Origin of the sequence: Vibrio sp. 10N.286.51.E5 (assembly GCF_041469125.1) — a bacterium.
Lineage (GTDB): Bacteria > Pseudomonadota > Gammaproteobacteria > Enterobacterales > Vibrionaceae > Vibrio > Vibrio crassostreae_C.
This window is the reverse complement of record NZ_JBFRJZ010000004.1, coordinates 94,543-109,928: the sequence shown is the minus strand read 5'-3', so window position 1 is coordinate 109,928 and position 15,386 is coordinate 94,543. Positions and strand designations below refer to the sequence as shown.

The window sequence follows — 15,386 nt, the reverse complement described above, 5'->3', positions numbered from 1 at the left end:
AAGTGACTTGATATAATTATTTATATTGACTGCGGTTTCTCTGGATTGAGAGCCAAACCTAAGTAGCGTTTCGCTGATATATGGGATATATCGACTTTCGACATGTTACGAAGACAGGATTGAACATGAAAATATTCATTATGCGCCACGGTGAAGCAGAACATTTTGCCAACTCGGATGCAGAAAGAGCGTTGACCAAGCGCGGGAAAATGGCTTCTCTTGCCGTGGCACAAGCTGCAAATGAGCAGGGGATTAGTCAATTCGATAAAGTGCTGGTGAGCCCATATTTAAGGGCACAAGAAACGTGGTTAGAGATCTCTCAGGCGTTTTCTGGAAAGAAAGTAGAAACCTGTGATGATATTACGCCTTATGGAATGTCCGACGATGTGTTTGATTTGACCTTAGCAATGGCTGAAGTAGAAAAACTAGAGACCATTTTATTTGTTTCTCATTTACCTCTAGTTGGCTACCTAACTGCAGAGTTTGCAACAGGCATGGCGCCGCCTATGTTTCCCACTTCGGGCCTAGCGTGTATCGACTTCAACCTTGAGACACAAAAAGGTGAGTTGCTTTGGAACATCAATCCATAAGCTCGTTGAGCTCTGTTTGATGACAAAGTTGCAGACAATTAGAAAGGGCATCTCAATATGATTGGGATGCCCTTTGTTGTTTTTTGGTGAGAGAGAGTTTGTTAACCAGAATTACTTCTCAGGAACCGAAAGCAAGACTAACAGCGCGCCATTGCCGCCAAACTCTAACGGTGCTTGGTGGAAAGCCATCACGTCTGGGTGCTGTGCTAACCACAAAGGCACCTTCTGTTTAAGGATGTGTTTACCGATACCGTGTTGAACACAGGCACACGCCACGCTCTCTTTCACGCAGTGCGCAATCATCGCGCCAAGCTCACGTTTGGCTTCTTGTTGAGTCATACCATGCATATCGAGATACACGTCAGGCACGTAGACACCACGACGGAGGCGCTTGACCTCATATTTAGAGACATCATCACGCGCATAACGCGTCGGACCGTCTTCGCTAAGATGCGGAATGAACTCATCCGAGAAATAAAACTCGCTATCACTGGCTTGTCTTGCCGTTCGAGTAATTTCTTTTTGCTTGGCATTTCTTTTTGGCTGCTGGACTATGGTATCCTGTTGCAACTTTTTAACGCCCTTTACTGCATCGTTGAACAGGGCGAAATCGTCATCGAAGTCGGTGTCTTTTTTGCTCATCAGGTTATGAATTCTAATTAGAAACGTAATTAGCAGTATTGTAGCGCTTTTCGGAGACAATTTTGGATAAGATTTTTGTAGAAGAAGCGGTATCAGAACTACACACGCTTCAAGATGTGATTCGTTGGACTGTTAGCCGCTTTAACGCAGCGGGCCTATTTTATGGTCACGGCACTGATAACGCGTGGGATGAGGCAGTACAACTTATCTTACCTACTCTTTATCTGCCGATTGATGTTCCTTCGCATGTGATGAACTCTCGTCTAACGAGCAGCGAACGTCTACGTATTGTTGAGCGCGTAATCAAGCGTATTAATGATCGTACACCAACGGCTTACCTAACCAACAAAGCTTGGTTCTGTGGTCTTGAGTTCTTCGTTGATGAGCGCGTTCTTGTGCCTCGTTCTCCAATTGGTGAGCTGATCGAAGCTCAATTCCAACCTTGGTTAACTGAAGAGCCAACTCGCATCATGGATATGTGTACGGGTAGTGGTTGTATCGCTATTGCTTGTGCTCACGCATTCCCAGACGCTGAAGTAGATGCGATTGATATCTCTACTGACGCATTGCAAGTTGCAGAGCAGAACGTTCAAGATCACGGCATGGAGCAGCAAGTGTTCCCAATCCGTTCAGATCTTTTCCGTGATTTGCCAAAAGAGAAATACAACCTGATCGTATCTAACCCACCTTACGTGGACGAAGAAGATATGAACAGCCTGCCAGATGAGTTTACTCACGAGCCAGAACTTGGCCTAGCAGCGGGTACAGACGGTCTGAAATTGGTTCGTCGCATCTTAGCTAATGCACCAGACTACCTAACTGACGACGGTATTCTTATCTGTGAAGTTGGTAACTCAATGGTTCATATGATGGATCAGTACCCAGAGATTCCATTCACTTGGATTGAATTCTCTAACGGTGGTCATGGCGTATTCATGATCACTCGTGAGCAGCTTGTTGCTTGCGCTGATGAGTTCTCTATCTACAAAGACTAGGTTTCAATTATTAGGTTAGTGCCCCTATCTTAGGGCTGTAAGCTTAGAACCTGACATCTAGTAAGACGTTCGATTTGAAACGTTTTTATTTAAACGCCATGCAGCAATGCATGGCGTTTTTTATTGCCTAGATTAAAGATGTTTGCATTTATATCGAAGACGTTAAGCGCAATATTTAGTTGATTAATATGAGGGCTTATTACATATTGGTGTTTAATATTTAGTCGTTTTAGTGAGTTAAGGAGGATTCACGATGAGCTTTGATACATGGATTTATTATTTATTAGCGGTGCTAATTTTAACGGCATCACCAGGCCCAAGTTCTTTATTGTGCATGACCAAAGGTGTGCAATCTGGCTTTAAATTATCGATATTTACTGCCTTGGGGAGCTTAACTGCGATTACTGGTATTTTAACTTTATCGTTTACCGGGCTAGGGGTAATTATTGCTTCGTCTGAAGTGGTATTTAATGTCATAAAATGGACTGGTGCAGCTTATCTGATCTTCCTCGGTTGGAAGTCTCTGCGCTCTAGCCAACAAGATTATGACAAGTTATCGGATCAACAAGGCGGTGCTCAATCTGTCAAAGAAAGCGCTGCGCAGCATTACTTAAGTGGCTTTATTGTTGGCGCGAGTAACCCCAAAGCTATCTTGTTTTTTACTGCACTTTTCCCACAGTTTATTGATCCCTCAATTGCGCTATTATCACAGTTTACCGTGTTTGCTTTTACCTTCGCAGTGATGGAATTGTCTTGGTTATTGGTGTATGCCTACTTGGGGGCGAAGTCGTCAAATTGGTTGTTTGCGAAAGGTCGAGCCAAGGTCTTTAATCGTGTCACTGGAGGTGTCTTTATTGGGGCTGGCGCACTGCTTTCGACGACCAGTCGAGCATAACTTTCTGTTTTATCAGAGAGGTGAATGGTTACAGAATATTCTTGATGCTGTCATAAAAGGTTAATATTAATGTGCTTGCTGCTTTTGGCGAAAAGCCGATATATTGTAGTTACACCATCACGTTCTCAAGGAGAGACATATGCAGCATCAAGAAATGATTCAACACAGTAACTTTGGCGTAATCAGTCGTACTTGGATTTTCTCTACCCTTTCTCTAGTAGGTATTCTTGCTCTAATGTAGTCAGCTTCATGGCTCTATAGTTTTAGTTTTTATTATGAAATCACTTGTTAAAAAGTCTTCAAAGTCAGAACTCTTTCTCTTATAAATGTGGCTTTTCTCATCAGGCTAGCCACTTAACTTTTTCTTAGTCATCTTCTTCTAGCAAGCATCCCCCAGTAATTTACTCCTAGTCACCACTTTCTTCTTGTGGAATGGTTTATCACCTTACCTCTATAAACAAGCGCCATCGCACTTCTGAAGTTGTTACGAAACTGTGATAATCTTAAGTTATCTTTTATCTACAGTGTATCTCTCATGTCTGTCTGGGATTCTATTTCATTTAACAATCGATTTACTGCATTACCTCGACTGTTCTATACCCCAATTCAACCTACACCGCTCAGCAATGTCCAATGGCTCGCATGGAATCATAAGCTTGCGGATGAACTCGGTTTTTTGTCATTTGATGATGCTTCCGAGGAATTGCTTGAAACGTTATCTGGCAATGTTGAACCTGAGCAGTTTTCGCCTGTAGCAATGAAATACGCAGGCCACCAGTTTGGTTCTTATAACCCGGATTTAGGTGATGGAAGAGGGCTGTTATTAGCTCAAATTGTCGCGAAAAGTGGCGAAACGTTCGATTTACACCTTAAAGGTGCCGGTAAAACGCCCTATTCACGTATGGGCGATGGACGCGCTGTTATTCGATCAACCGTTCGTGAGTACTTATGTAGCGAAGCGATGGCAGGGCTCAATATCCCAACCACTCGCGCGTTGGCTATTATGACCAGCGACACACCGGTATATCGAGAGAAGCAAGAGTGGGGCGCATTGTTGGTGCGTGCTGCCGAATCACACATCCGTTTCGGTCACTTTGAACATCTGTTTTATACCAATCAGTTGGCTGAGCATAAGTTGCTGGCCGATAAAGTCATTGAATGGCACTTCCCTGAGTGTCTCGATGAAGAGAAACCCTACGCTGCTATGTTTAATCAGATTGTTGACCGTACCGCGGAGATGATTGCGTTGTGGCAAGCGAATGGTTTTGCTCATGGCGTGATGAACACCGATAACATGTCGATCATCGGGCAAACTTTCGATTATGGTCCGTTCGCGTTCCTTGATGAATATGACCCAAGATTGATCTGTAATCACTCGGATTACCAAGGTCGTTATGCTTTCAATCAACAGCCTAGAATTGGATTGTGGAACCTATCGGCACTGGCTCACTCACTTTCGCCGCTGGTGGATAAAGCCGATCTTGAGGCTGCACTCGAACAATACGAACCACAAATGAATGGTTATTTCAGTCAGATGATGCGTCGTAAGTTGGGGCTGCTTTCGAAACAAGAAGGTGACAGTCGTTTGTTTGAATCGTTGTTCGAGCTTATGTCGCAAAACAAAGTCGACTACCCAAGATTCTTTAGAACGCTATCGAACTTGGATACCTTGCCGCCACAGGAAGTGATTGATTTGGTTATCGACCGCGATGCAGCAAAGCTATGGATGGATAACTACTTACAACGCTGCGAATTAGAAGAAAGTTCAGTGGCAGAGCGCTGCGAAAAGATGCGCCAAGTGAACCCGAAATACATCCTCAGAAACTACCTTGCTCAACTAGCGATAGATAAAGCCGAGCGTGGTGATAGCAGTGATATTGATGCGTTAATGGTGGTGTTGGCAGACCCTTATGCGGAACACCCTGACTACGAACACCTTGCCGCGCTGCCGCCTGAGTGGGGCAAAGCCATGGAGATCAGCTGCTCCTCATAACCAACCAATAGCGGATTAAGCCCTAAAGATTCAGATAGAGGTCATTAAGTTGTGATCTTTATCTGTTCGTTCTTCTAACTTTACAAACATGTCAATAATCAAATAATCGGCCAGCCTATACACTATGTGAATAAGTTGTAAATTTAATAGGTTTGGGCGATGCCAACAAATACTCGAATTCTCGTGGTGGATGATGATCAAGAAATCCGCGAGCTGCTGGAAGAGTACCTCACAAAATCGGGTTTCGATGTCTCTTCTGTTGGAGACGGTGTTGAATTAGAAACCCACCTGCAAAGCCAAGGTTATCCAGATCTGATTCTGCTCGATGTTATGCTCCCCGGTGACGATGGTTTTACCTTGTGTCAGCGAGTTCGAAAGCAATCCAATGTGCCAATCATCATGCTGACAGCGGTATCGGATGAAACCGATCAAATTATTGGTTTAGAAATTGGTGCCGATGATTACATTGCCAAGCCATTTAGTCCGCGCCAATTAATGGCTCGTATCAAAGCGTTATTACGACGTGTTCAAGTAGTGGATGACAAGCCAAGTGATGCACTGCCAAAGCAGATTGTTTTTGGTGATTGGACGCTCGATACACTCGCGCATAGAATTTCTCACAATGAAAACTCAGATGAAATGGATTTGTCGGGCAGTGACTTTTCTTTGTTAATGCTGTTCTTGACTCGTCCTAATGAAGTTCTCGACCGTGACACCATCTCTTTCGCTACTAGAGGCCGTGAAGCGCTGCCTTTTGAACGTGGTATTGATGTGCAGCTTAGTCGCCTGAGAAGTCGGCTGGGCGACAGTGGTAAATACCCTCACTACATCAAAACTATGCGCGGTAATGGCTACATTCTTGCTGTGCCGGTTCAGTATGAACACTAAGCATGACCTACTGTTAATGAAGTAATGCTAATAAAGTATTTCCAATGAAGTATTCCGGATGAAATATCTCGTATGAACTGGATGAGTTGGTTGAAACCAAATTCGTTAGTCGCAAGAACCTTATTGTTGACGCTGTTAGCCGTGGTGATAGCTCAAGGTATCGCAACGTCGATATGGTATAGCGAATCAAAACACAAAGAGCTGGAAGGGATTCGTTCTGCTTCGTCGAGCATGGCGAACATGTTTGCTTCAACGGTGACTTTTTTCCAATCTCTACCCGTCAAATATCGTCATATCGTGCTGGATCAAATCCGCAATATGGGGGGAACGCGTTTCTTCGTTTCTTTCAATAAAGAGGCTTTGATTGTCGAACCGATCCCCGATACCCGCTTAAAAACCGCCTCGATTGAAGCGATAGAAAGTGTTTTGAGTAGCAAACTCAATAAAGTGGCGTCAGTACGGGTTGATTTTTCTCGTCCTGAACACCTTCGCTTGCTCAAAAATGACATCTATTTGAGCGATCTCCCGCGATCTTGGGCACATCATACTTTAACGTTAGAACCGCTGAATCCACCTATTCTGGTTGTACAAATCGAATTGACCAGTCACGAATGGGTATACATTGCGGCATTGTTGCCTGCTCCATATGTGAAACTCGACGATACGATTCTTGGCAGAGAGCAGGTGATCTTCTTAGTTTCCTCAACACTTATTCTTTTGGTTTTGACTTACTTGATGATTCGTCGCCAAGTACGCCCTCTTAAAAAGTTAGCAAGAGCCGCTAATGAGATGAGCATGGACATTCAGCAACCCCAACTGAAAGAAGAAGGGGCGACTGAACTGGTCACCGCAACCCGAGCCTTTAATCGCATGCAGCAACGGATTCGTCGCTATGTTGCCGACCGAGAGCACCTTTTTTCTGCGATCTCCCATGACTTAAAGACACCAATAACACGTCTAAGATTGCGTGCAGAGTTGTTGGAGAGTGAAGTAAAGAAAGACAAATTCAATAAAGATCTCGATGAGCTCGAGATGATGGTCAAAGGTGCTTTGCAAGCGGTAAGAGACACCGATCTACACGAGAATAATGCCATTATTGACCTCAATGAAATGGTGCTCTCTGTGATTGAATCTCATAACCAGTATCAGACAAAAGTTGAGTTCGAACCGGTTGTCATTGAGCCATTGGTCGCGAAACCACTGGCGATTAAGCGTGTACTGACCAACTTAATCGACAACGCAGTTAAGTATGGTTCATCTGCCGTAGTGGAAGTTAGTGGTGATGAGCTTTGGGTGGTCGTGACTATTCAAGACCGTGGCAATGGTATCCCAGAAGACAAGCTAGAGATGGTCTTTGAACCCTACTTTAGGCTTGCAACCGACGACCAAGGACACGGACTTGGCCTCGGGATCTGCCGAAATATCCTGCACGGACACGGCGGAGATCTCATTATTCGCAACTCCTCTCAAGGCGGCTTAGAAGCCAAAGTCTATATCCCCACAGGCTTAGAAGTGTAATGTAACAATTGTGTTACATAGGGCTTACCTTTTGTTTCAATCTTATCAATCAGAATAAGTAGACTCTTTATTGAACCGGACGTCGAGTCCGCTAAAACATGGAAGATAATAATGAAAATCAATAAAACCCTACTTACTCTATCTCTTCTTGCTGCCTCAACATTTTCTCAAGCTGGTGAAGTGGAAGTGCTTCACTGGTGGACTGCCGGTGGCGAAGCGAAATCCGCAGCGGTACTGAAAGAGATGATTGAAGAACAAGGCCATACTTGGAAAGATTTTGCTGTTGCTGGTGGCGGCGGTGAAAGTGCGATGACTGTTTTGAAAACTCGAGCAGTATCGGGCAATCCTCCATCTGCCGCGCAGATTAAAGGTCATGATATTCAAGAGTGGGGTGGTTTAGGTTTTCTGACGTCTCTCGATGCGACTGCGAAACAAGAACAATGGGATGAGTTACTGCCAGAGGTGGTGACTAAGGTCATGAAGTGGGATGGCGAATATGTGGCAGTTCCTGTCAACGTTCACCGTGTTAACTGGCTTTGGGCTAACCCTGTTGTTTTAGAAAAATCAGGCGTTACGGTTCCAACTACGTTAGATGAGTTTTTTGTTGCTGCAGACAAGATTAAAGCAGCTGGCTTCATTCCATTGGCTCACGGTGGTCAACCTTGGCAAGACGCAACCGTATTCGAAGCGGTGGCTCTCGATGTACTAGGCAGTGAAGATTACAACAAAGCGTTCGTTGATCTTGATATGGACGTATTATCGGGCGACAAGATGGTGGAAGTGTTCACCAAGTTCAAGAAGATGCGTGACTACATCGACAGCAACTCTCCAGGTCGTGATTGGAACGTCGCAACTTCAATGGTTATCAATGGTGAAGCAGCGATGCAAATCATGGGTGATTGGGCGAAAGGTGAATTTACTGCGGCAGGCAAAGTGCCGGGTAAAGATTACATCTGTGCACCAGCTCCAGGTACTGACGGCCAATTTACCTTCAATATCGATAGCTTTGCGTTCTTTGAGTTAAGTGACAAAGAAAACCAAAAAGCGCAGCAAGATCTAGCGAAAACCATTCTTACTAAAGACTTCCAAGAAGTCTTCAACCTTAACAAAGGTTCTATCCCTGTACGTCTAGATATGGACATGTCTAAGTTTGACCAATGTGCGTTGGACTCAATGGCAACCTTCAAAGCGAGTGCTGAATCGGGCGATCTTGTTCCGAGTATGGCTCACGGCCTAGCGACAACAAGCTACGCTCAAGGCGCTATCTATGACGTAGTGACCAACTTCTTCAATGAGAAAGATGCCGATCCGAAACAAGCGGCAGCTAAGTTAGCAAAAGCAGTGAAAGCGGCTATCTAATCTAACTTGATAAGCGACACACAACGCACGTGAGTGACGGGTTGTGTTGCTTTATCGAACCCCCAGGGTGGGTAGGCTCGTAGGGAGCCTATCTGCTCTTCACTCCCAATTCTAATATGCGTGATGCTGATGTGGTGCCGAAAGGTAAGCCATTGGCTCGATTGTGCAACAAGGATAAGTTATGGAGCATGTTTTGACTGAGTCGACTCCAAAACCCACAAGGAGCCAGCCTGCGCCCAAGCCTAGCTTTGCTGACAGGTTGCAACATTGGTTACCCAAGATTGTACTGGCGCCGACCGCGTTAGTGACCGTGGTGTGTATCTACGGCTATATATTCTGGACGGCGGCGCTGTCGTTTACGAATTCTCGATTTTTACCGAGCTTCAACTTTGTTGGTTTAGCTCAATATGAAAAGCTGATGGACAACGATCGCTGGATCACCTCAATCACCAACCTCGGTGTGTTTGGTTTTCTGTTCATGGCGATTGCTATCTTGTTGGGTGTGGGTTTGGCGGTATTGCTTGACCAGAACATCCGTCAAGAAGGCGCGATTCGTACCATTTATTTATACCCAATGGCCTTGTCATTCATCGTGACGGGTACCGCTTGGAAATGGATTCTCAATCCGGGTCTTGGCATTGAAAAACTGATGCAAGATTGGGGCTTTACCGACTTCAAATTCGATTGGTTAGTCGACTCTGAAATGTCGGTCTATACCTTGGTTATCGCGGCACTTTGGCAGTCGTCAGGCTTCGTGATGGCGATGTTCTTAGCCGGCCTTCGTGGCATTGATTCTTCAATCATCAAAGCCGCTCAAATTGATGGGGCAAGCTTACCCACTATCTATCTCAAAATCATTCTACCTTGCTTGCGCCCTGTGGTTTTCAGCGCGGTGATCATCACCTCACACATTGCGATTAAGAGTTTCGACCTTGTGACCGCGATGACAGCGGGTGGCCCAGGTTATTCATCGGATCTTCCTGCGCTATTCATGTACGCACACTCATTTACGCGTGGACAAATCGGCCTTGGTGCTGCCAGTGCCATGATGATGCTTGCTGGTATCTTAGCGATTCTCGTGCCTTATCTTTACTCTGAACTTAGGGAGAAAAAGTCATGATGAATAACATCAATTTTGCTCGAATCTTTATTTATTCAGCACTGCTTTTCTTCTGCTTGGTGTATCTAATGCCATTGTTTGTCATGGCGCTGACCTCATTCAAAACTCTGCCAGACATCAAGGCAGGTAACTTGATGAGCTTACCGAAAGAGTGGGTGTTTGATGCTTGGTATAAAGCGTGGGACACCGCCTGTACGGGCGTGAAATGTGAAGGCATCAAAGGCTACTTCTGGAACTCGTTCCAAATGGTGATTCCTGCGGTTGCGATTTCAACATTGCTCGGTGCATTCAATGGTTATGTAGTGACGAAATGGCAATTCCGAGGCTCGAATCTGTTCTTCAGCTTACTGTTGTTTGGTTGCTTCATTCCGTTCCAAGTGGTGCTACTACCAATGGCAATCATGCTCGGCAAGATGGGGCTAGCGAACACAACCATCGGCTTGGTGATTGTGCACGTTATCTACGGCATGGCGTTTACAACTCTGTTTTTCCGTAACTTCTACATCTCGATTCCGGATGAATTGATCAAAGCAGCAAAACTGGATGGTGCAGGCTTCTTTACCATTTTCTTCAAGATCTTATTACCGATCTCTACGCCTATCATCATGGTGACGGTGATCTGGCAGTTCACCGCAATCTGGAACGATTTCTTGTTCGGGGTGGTGTATTCCGGCTCAGAGACTCAGCCAATCACCGTAGCATTAAATAACTTAGTCAACACCAGCACGGGCGTTAAAGAATACAACGTTGATATGGCTGCCGCGATCATCGCCGCGCTGCCAACGCTGTTGGTGTATGTCTTCGCAGGAAAATATTTTGTTCGTGGCCTAACGGCAGGATCAGTAAAAGGATAATTACCCATGGCAACATTAGATTTAAAACAGATCCGTAAAACCTATCGCAACGCGGACAACGAAACGTTAAAGGGCATCGACATCAGTATCGATTCGGGGGAGTTCTTGATACTTGTCGGCCCTTCGGGGTGTGGAAAATCCACCCTAATGAACACCATTGCTGGGCTAGAAAATATTAGCTCGGGTGAAATCGTGATTGATGGTGTTGACGTGGCGCAGGTTGAACCTAAAGATCGCGATATCGCGATGGTATTCCAGTCGTACGCGCTTTATCCAAACATGACGGTACGCGGCAATATCGCTTTCGGTTTGAAGATCCGCAAGATGCCGCAGCAAGATATTGATGCAGAGGTAAATCGAGTGGCTGAAATGCTGCAAATCGAACAGTTGCTTGATCGTAAACCATCGCAACTTTCTGGTGGTCAGCGTCAACGTGTCGCGATGGGACGCGCTCTAGCTCGTCGTCCTAAGCTGTATCTATTTGATGAGCCGCTTTCAAACTTGGATGCCAAGTTGCGTGTTGAGATGCGTCATCAGATAAAGCGTCTGCACCAGAAGCTGAATACCACGATTGTTTATGTAACCCATGATCAGATTGAAGCTATGACACTCGCTGATCGCATCGCAGTAATGAAAGACGGTGAACTGCAGCAGTTAAGCACACCGCAAGAGATTTATACCAAGCCAAACAATATGTTCGTGGCGGGTTTTATGGGCTCACCCTCCATGAACTTCATTAAGACCATGGTGGATTTGGATGAGGAACAGAATCCGATCATCAAAGTAACTGGCACGGCGGAGCAAGAACACCACATTCGTTTGCCACAAAGTATGCGTGACCAAGACGGCAAAGAGTTGGTGATTGGGCTGCGTCCTGAGCACATTACCGAGCAGCAGGGTGACGATGTTTCTGCCTCTACAAAGCTAGACTTACAGCTAGAGGTATTGGAACCGACAGGGCCAGATACTATTGCGATGGTTAAAGTGAACGACCAAGAAGTCGCGTGTCGTTTATCGCCAGAATTTGAAGTGTCCGTTGGGCAAATGGCACCGCTTCATTTTGACTTATCAAAGGCGGTATTTTTCGATGCTCAAACCGAAGCGAGAATCGATTTCTAACTTCTAACTTCTAACTTCTAGTTGCTGAGTTAGTTTAACAATCAAAGTTCATGTCTAAATCAAAGGTAGTATCACCAACTAGTCATAAGTAATGTGATGCTGCCTTTTTCGTTGTCTATACTTGCTTTTTATTCCTTATAAAAACAGAGGGATAAACGATATATATGCTTCTACTGCAATAATATCGTGATTTAGTATCCCTTAGCTCTATAAAGCTGACGTAGAAACGCGTAGGATCACACTACTTTAGATCAAATACTAGGTTGCACTTTGGTGCATAGACAGAATAAAACATGAAACTAACAGCAAAACCAGCGGCGAATAACGCTTTACTTATTTCTATTACGACACCGGATTTTAAAGGTGACGAAGCAAAAGAGTCTCTTGCCGAACTTGCTCGCTTAGTGACAACCCTAGGGTTTAAAGTAGTCGGTACGCAATCGCAACACCACAGTTCAACACAACGACAAAACGTGTTGGGCGCAGGTAAGCTTGCAGAAATTGCACACCTCACCGGTTACCAAGGTTCGATTGAAGAAGCAGAAGATGAAGATTTTATCGATGAATCTTTTGATTTTCGCGCTAGTATCGATGAATTAGATTTTGATGATCTTCCATCTGAAGATGTGGAGTTTGGTACTGCTGACGTAGTGGTATTCGACTGTGATTTGAGCCCATCTCAACTGCGTAATGTAGAAGCGCACTTGGGTGTCGAGGTATTTGACCGTACTGGCATCATCATCGAAATCTTCAGCCGTCACGCTCGTACTCGTACTGCTCGTCTGCAAGTTGATATCGCTCGTCTAAACTACTTAGTGCCACGACTTCGTGAAACGGCTGAGGGTGATAAAGAGCGTCAAATGGGTCAGGGCGCAGGTGAAACATCACTAGAGCTAGATCGTCGTAACGTACGTGACCAAATTGCTGCGCTTAAGCGTGAGCTAGTAAGCGTACAAGATGAAATGAAGACCCGACGCACAAGGCGCGCGGAGCTTTTCACTGTTGCTTTAGTTGGCTACACCAATGCCGGTAAGTCTTCGATGATGCGTGCAATGACCGCAACCGAAGTGAGCGGTGAAGATAAGCTATTCGCGACCTTAGATACCACGGTTCGTGCACTTCAGCCGATCACTCAGCCGCGTATCTTAGTGTCAGATACCGTGGGTTTCATCAAGAAACTGCCACACGATCTGGTTGCTTCATTCCACTCAACGCTAGCAGAAGCGCATGATGCTTCACTGCTTTTGTATGTGGTTGATGCTTCTGACGTTTCGTTCCGAGCTCAGCTTGATGTCGTACACGACGTATTAGCACAAGTGGGCGTTGAAGGTAGCGAAAAACTATTAGTGCTGAATAAGTGCGATAGATTGACTGAAGAACAGCAATTAGAGCTGATCGAAGAATTCCCAGATGCGATGCTAACGTCGACTCGTGATCCGCTAGATATTACGAAGCTGCACAAGTACATCGTTGGTGTTGCTGAACAAGGCATGATCGAAGAAGAGATCACGATCCCTTATTCTGGACAAGGCATCATCGGTGAGATTCGCTCAAATATGAGTGTGGTTAAAGAAGAGTACGACTACGAACACATCAAATTAACGGTTCGTTCAAGCGCCATTGATTTAGCGCGACTGAAAAAGCGTATGCAGAAGTCTTAATCTTTTAGCTAGCTTAAGAAAAATGACCAAAAGAAAAGCGACCCGTTAAGGTCGCTTTTTTTATTCGTTGAGCTTAATTAACGCTGTATTGAAATGCCTATGCCATTCTTTGCGTCGGCTTCCAACGTGCTAGTTCTGGGTCAAGCTTGATACCTTGCGAAGTCAGCAGGTTAACACGTGCTAAGTAAGCCGCACCGTGCATCAGGTGCTTAGCAAGGTCGACCGCATTACGCTGTTGGTAATCATCTAGGTAGCTGTCTTTTGCCCATGCGTTGAATGCGCCAAGTGCCGGGCCAGCCCATACTTGGTAATCCATTTCACGACCTTGTTCACCTGTGTTTGACCAGCGGCTAGAAAGCCCTAAGTACCAACGGAAGATCAACGCCATCTTGCGCTTTGGGTTGCCTTCAGCACGTTCGATCTGTTTAGGGTCGCGCTCGTTAAAGTGCGCCACAGTTCCCGCCCAAATGTCATCCAGTGTTGAACGGAATACTTGCTTCTCTAGCTTCAGGCGTTCTTCTACTGGAATTGCCTCAATCGAGTCGTAACGTGTGTATAGCTCATATAGTTTGTTGGCACGCATTGGGAATAAAGTGCCGCGCTTAACCACCTGCAGTTTCACGCCCATTTCGAACATGTCTGCCGCCGGAGCCATAGTCACGTCAGCCATTTCGGTTGTCGAAAGCAGCTTACGAGTGTGTTCGCTCGCGCCAGCCTCAACACACGCTTGGTTGATAGAGCCGGTAACAATGTATGCCGCACCCATGTTAAACGTCGCTAGAGCAGCGTCAGGTGTGCCTACGCCACCACCACAACCGACACGTAGCGGTGTTTTGAATTGATATTGAGCTTGGATTTGCTCTTTCAGCGCAAGAATCGTTGGCAGTAGGGTAACCAGTGGACGGTTATCGGTGTGACCACCAGAATCGGCTTCTGCGGTAATGTCATCAGCCATAGGAACCAGCTGTGCCAGTTCCATCTGTTCTGCTGTGATTCGACCGTCATCAACCAAAGCTTGCAGCATTTTCACAGGAGCAGGTTGCATGAATTTACTCGCGACTTCAGTACGGCTTACCTTGGCAATAACTTTGTTGCCAATCTGGATTTCGCCTTTTGCATCACGGCTTAGACCAGCAGCACGATAGTGAACAATTTGCGGTGTTAAACCTAAGAAGGCTGAAGCCTCAACCGTTTTCACTTTGTGCTTCAAAAACAGCTCTACACTGCCGCGCTCTAGTGCAGGTTCACTTGGGCTGTGAATCAGGTTAAACGCGTAAGGGCCGTTTGGTAGCGCTGCTTGAATACGGTTGAGCGCTTGCTCAACGCGAGACGGGATTAAGCCTGCCGCGCCAAATGAACAAAGAATGCCTGCCTGACCAAGCGCAATTACAAGCTCTTCAGATGAGATGCCGTTGGCCATTGCGCCTGCGTAGTACGCGTATTTTACGCCATGACAGCGACGAAACTCTTCGTCGCCCAAGCTTTGTGTACCGAGTGCAGGAGCAAATGCGCTAACAGGTTGGCTGTTCGCTGCACTTGCTGAATCACCCGATGTAATTTCAGCTTGTTGGCTGACGCCTAAGCCTTTTTCTGGGTGGCTCACTACGTAACAAGCAAGGCTTAAGTCTTTTAAGATGGTCGACATTGCCGCGCTATCAAAATGAGTTGTGTTCTCTTCAATCTGCCAAGGCCACGGAGATAGCTTTTCGTTATTGATAGTAGTTTGAGTTGTCATAATTATTTCTTTCCTAG

General features: G+C 45.6%; 13 protein-coding genes. 11 read left to right on the top strand and 2 right to left on the bottom strand.

Annotated features, from left to right (window positions below; all coding sequences use genetic code 11):
• Positions 1-125 precede the first annotated feature (125 nt).
• Positions 126-590, top strand: coding sequence for a phosphohistidine phosphatase SixA (gene sixA / locus AB4161_RS00835; protein ID WP_017064097.1), 465 nt, complete (start codon positions 126-128; stop codon positions 588-590).
• Between the two features lie 111 nt (positions 591-701).
• On the opposite strand, the gene smrB is transcribed toward sixA, so the two are convergent.
• A complete protein-coding gene (gene smrB / locus AB4161_RS00830) occupies positions 702-1,232 on the bottom strand; it encodes an endonuclease SmrB (RefSeq protein ID WP_017064096.1) in 531 nt (176 codons plus the stop codon).
• Positions 1,233-1,294: 62 nt separating this feature from the next.
• On the opposite strand from smrB, the gene prmB reads away from it, so the two are divergent.
• The 10 genes from prmB (at position 1,295) to hflX (ending at position 13,634) form a co-directional block, all read left to right on the top strand.
• A complete protein-coding gene (gene prmB, locus AB4161_RS00825; RefSeq protein WP_017060640.1) occupies positions 1,295-2,227 on the top strand; it encodes a 50S ribosomal protein L3 N(5)-glutamine methyltransferase in 933 nt (310 codons plus the stop codon).
• A gap of 253 nt (positions 2,228-2,480) precedes the next feature.
• Entirely contained in the window at positions 2,481-3,122 is a 642-nt protein-coding gene (locus AB4161_RS00820) for a LysE family translocator (RefSeq protein WP_372082561.1), read from the top strand.
• A gap of 535 nt (positions 3,123-3,657) precedes the next feature.
• Positions 3,658-5,115, top strand: a complete 1,458-nt coding sequence (locus AB4161_RS00815) for a protein adenylyltransferase SelO (RefSeq protein ID WP_372082559.1) — start codon at positions 3,658-3,660, stop codon at positions 5,113-5,115.
• A 159-nt stretch (positions 5,116-5,274) separates the two neighbouring features.
• A complete protein-coding gene (locus AB4161_RS00810) occupies positions 5,275-6,003 on the top strand; it encodes a response regulator (RefSeq protein WP_102491838.1) in 729 nt (242 codons plus the stop codon).
• 72 nt (positions 6,004-6,075) lie between these two features.
• Positions 6,076-7,521, top strand: coding sequence for an ATP-binding protein (locus AB4161_RS00805; protein WP_017076787.1), 1,446 nt, complete (start codon positions 6,076-6,078; stop codon positions 7,519-7,521).
• Positions 7,522-7,632: 111 nt separating this feature from the next.
• The gene (locus AB4161_RS00800) at positions 7,633-8,880 is read left to right on the top strand and encodes an ABC transporter substrate-binding protein (RefSeq protein ID WP_004736057.1); all 1,248 of its coding nucleotides are present in this window, start codon (positions 7,633-7,635) and stop codon (positions 8,878-8,880) included.
• 181 nt (positions 8,881-9,061) lie between these two features.
• The gene (locus AB4161_RS00795) at positions 9,062-10,000 is read left to right on the top strand and encodes a carbohydrate ABC transporter permease (protein ID WP_017060634.1); all 939 of its coding nucleotides are present in this window, start codon (positions 9,062-9,064) and stop codon (positions 9,998-10,000) included.
• Positions 9,997-10,854: a carbohydrate ABC transporter permease gene (locus tag AB4161_RS00790; RefSeq protein WP_372082557.1), complete on the top strand. Its 858-nt coding sequence runs from the start codon at positions 9,997-9,999 to the stop codon at positions 10,852-10,854. Before AB4161_RS00795 ends, AB4161_RS00790 begins: the two co-directional genes overlap by 4 nt.
• A gap of 6 nt (positions 10,855-10,860) precedes the next feature.
• Positions 10,861-11,973, top strand: coding sequence for an ABC transporter ATP-binding protein (locus AB4161_RS00785; RefSeq protein WP_372082555.1), 1,113 nt, complete (start codon positions 10,861-10,863; stop codon positions 11,971-11,973).
• A 293-nt stretch (positions 11,974-12,266) separates the two neighbouring features.
• A complete protein-coding gene (gene hflX, locus AB4161_RS00780; RefSeq protein WP_372082553.1) occupies positions 12,267-13,634 on the top strand; it encodes a GTPase HflX in 1,368 nt (455 codons plus the stop codon).
• A gap of 97 nt (positions 13,635-13,731) precedes the next feature.
• Here hflX and pfaD read toward each other — a convergent pair whose 3' ends face one another.
• Positions 13,732-15,369, bottom strand: a complete 1,638-nt coding sequence (gene pfaD / locus AB4161_RS00775) for an eicosapentaenoate synthase subunit PfaD (RefSeq protein ID WP_372082551.1) — start codon at positions 15,367-15,369, stop codon at positions 13,732-13,734.
• Positions 15,370-15,386 lie beyond the last annotated feature (17 nt).

What these genes read in the sequence shown, in the direction of transcription:
- AB4161_RS00800 (WP_004736057.1), top strand. Translation starts at nt 7,633, where the DNA reads ATGAAAATCAATAAAACCCTACTTACTCTATCTCTTCTTGCTGCCTCA.
- smrB (WP_017064096.1), bottom strand. Translation starts at nt 1,232, where the DNA reads ATGAGCAAAAAAGACACCGACTTCGATGACGATTTCGCCCTGTTCAAC.
- AB4161_RS00820 (WP_372082561.1), top strand. Translation starts at nt 2,481, where the DNA reads ATGAGCTTTGATACATGGATTTATTATTTATTAGCGGTGCTAATTTTA.
- AB4161_RS00795 (WP_017060634.1), top strand. Translation starts at nt 9,062, where the DNA reads ATGGAGCATGTTTTGACTGAGTCGACTCCAAAACCCACAAGGAGCCAG.
- AB4161_RS00790 (WP_372082557.1), top strand. Translation starts at nt 9,997, where the DNA reads ATGATGAATAACATCAATTTTGCTCGAATCTTTATTTATTCAGCACTG.
- sixA (WP_017064097.1), top strand. Translation starts at nt 126, where the DNA reads ATGAAAATATTCATTATGCGCCACGGTGAAGCAGAACATTTTGCCAAC.
- AB4161_RS00785 (WP_372082555.1), top strand. Translation starts at nt 10,861, where the DNA reads ATGGCAACATTAGATTTAAAACAGATCCGTAAAACCTATCGCAACGCG.
- AB4161_RS00805 (WP_017076787.1), top strand. Translation starts at nt 6,076, where the DNA reads ATGAACTGGATGAGTTGGTTGAAACCAAATTCGTTAGTCGCAAGAACC.
- AB4161_RS00810 (WP_102491838.1), top strand. Translation starts at nt 5,275, where the DNA reads ATGCCAACAAATACTCGAATTCTCGTGGTGGATGATGATCAAGAAATC.
- hflX (WP_372082553.1), top strand. Translation starts at nt 12,267, where the DNA reads ATGAAACTAACAGCAAAACCAGCGGCGAATAACGCTTTACTTATTTCT.
- pfaD (WP_372082551.1), bottom strand. Translation starts at nt 15,369, where the DNA reads ATGACAACTCAAACTACTATCAATAACGAAAAGCTATCTCCGTGGCCT.
- AB4161_RS00815 (WP_372082559.1), top strand. Translation starts at nt 3,658, where the DNA reads ATGTCTGTCTGGGATTCTATTTCATTTAACAATCGATTTACTGCATTA.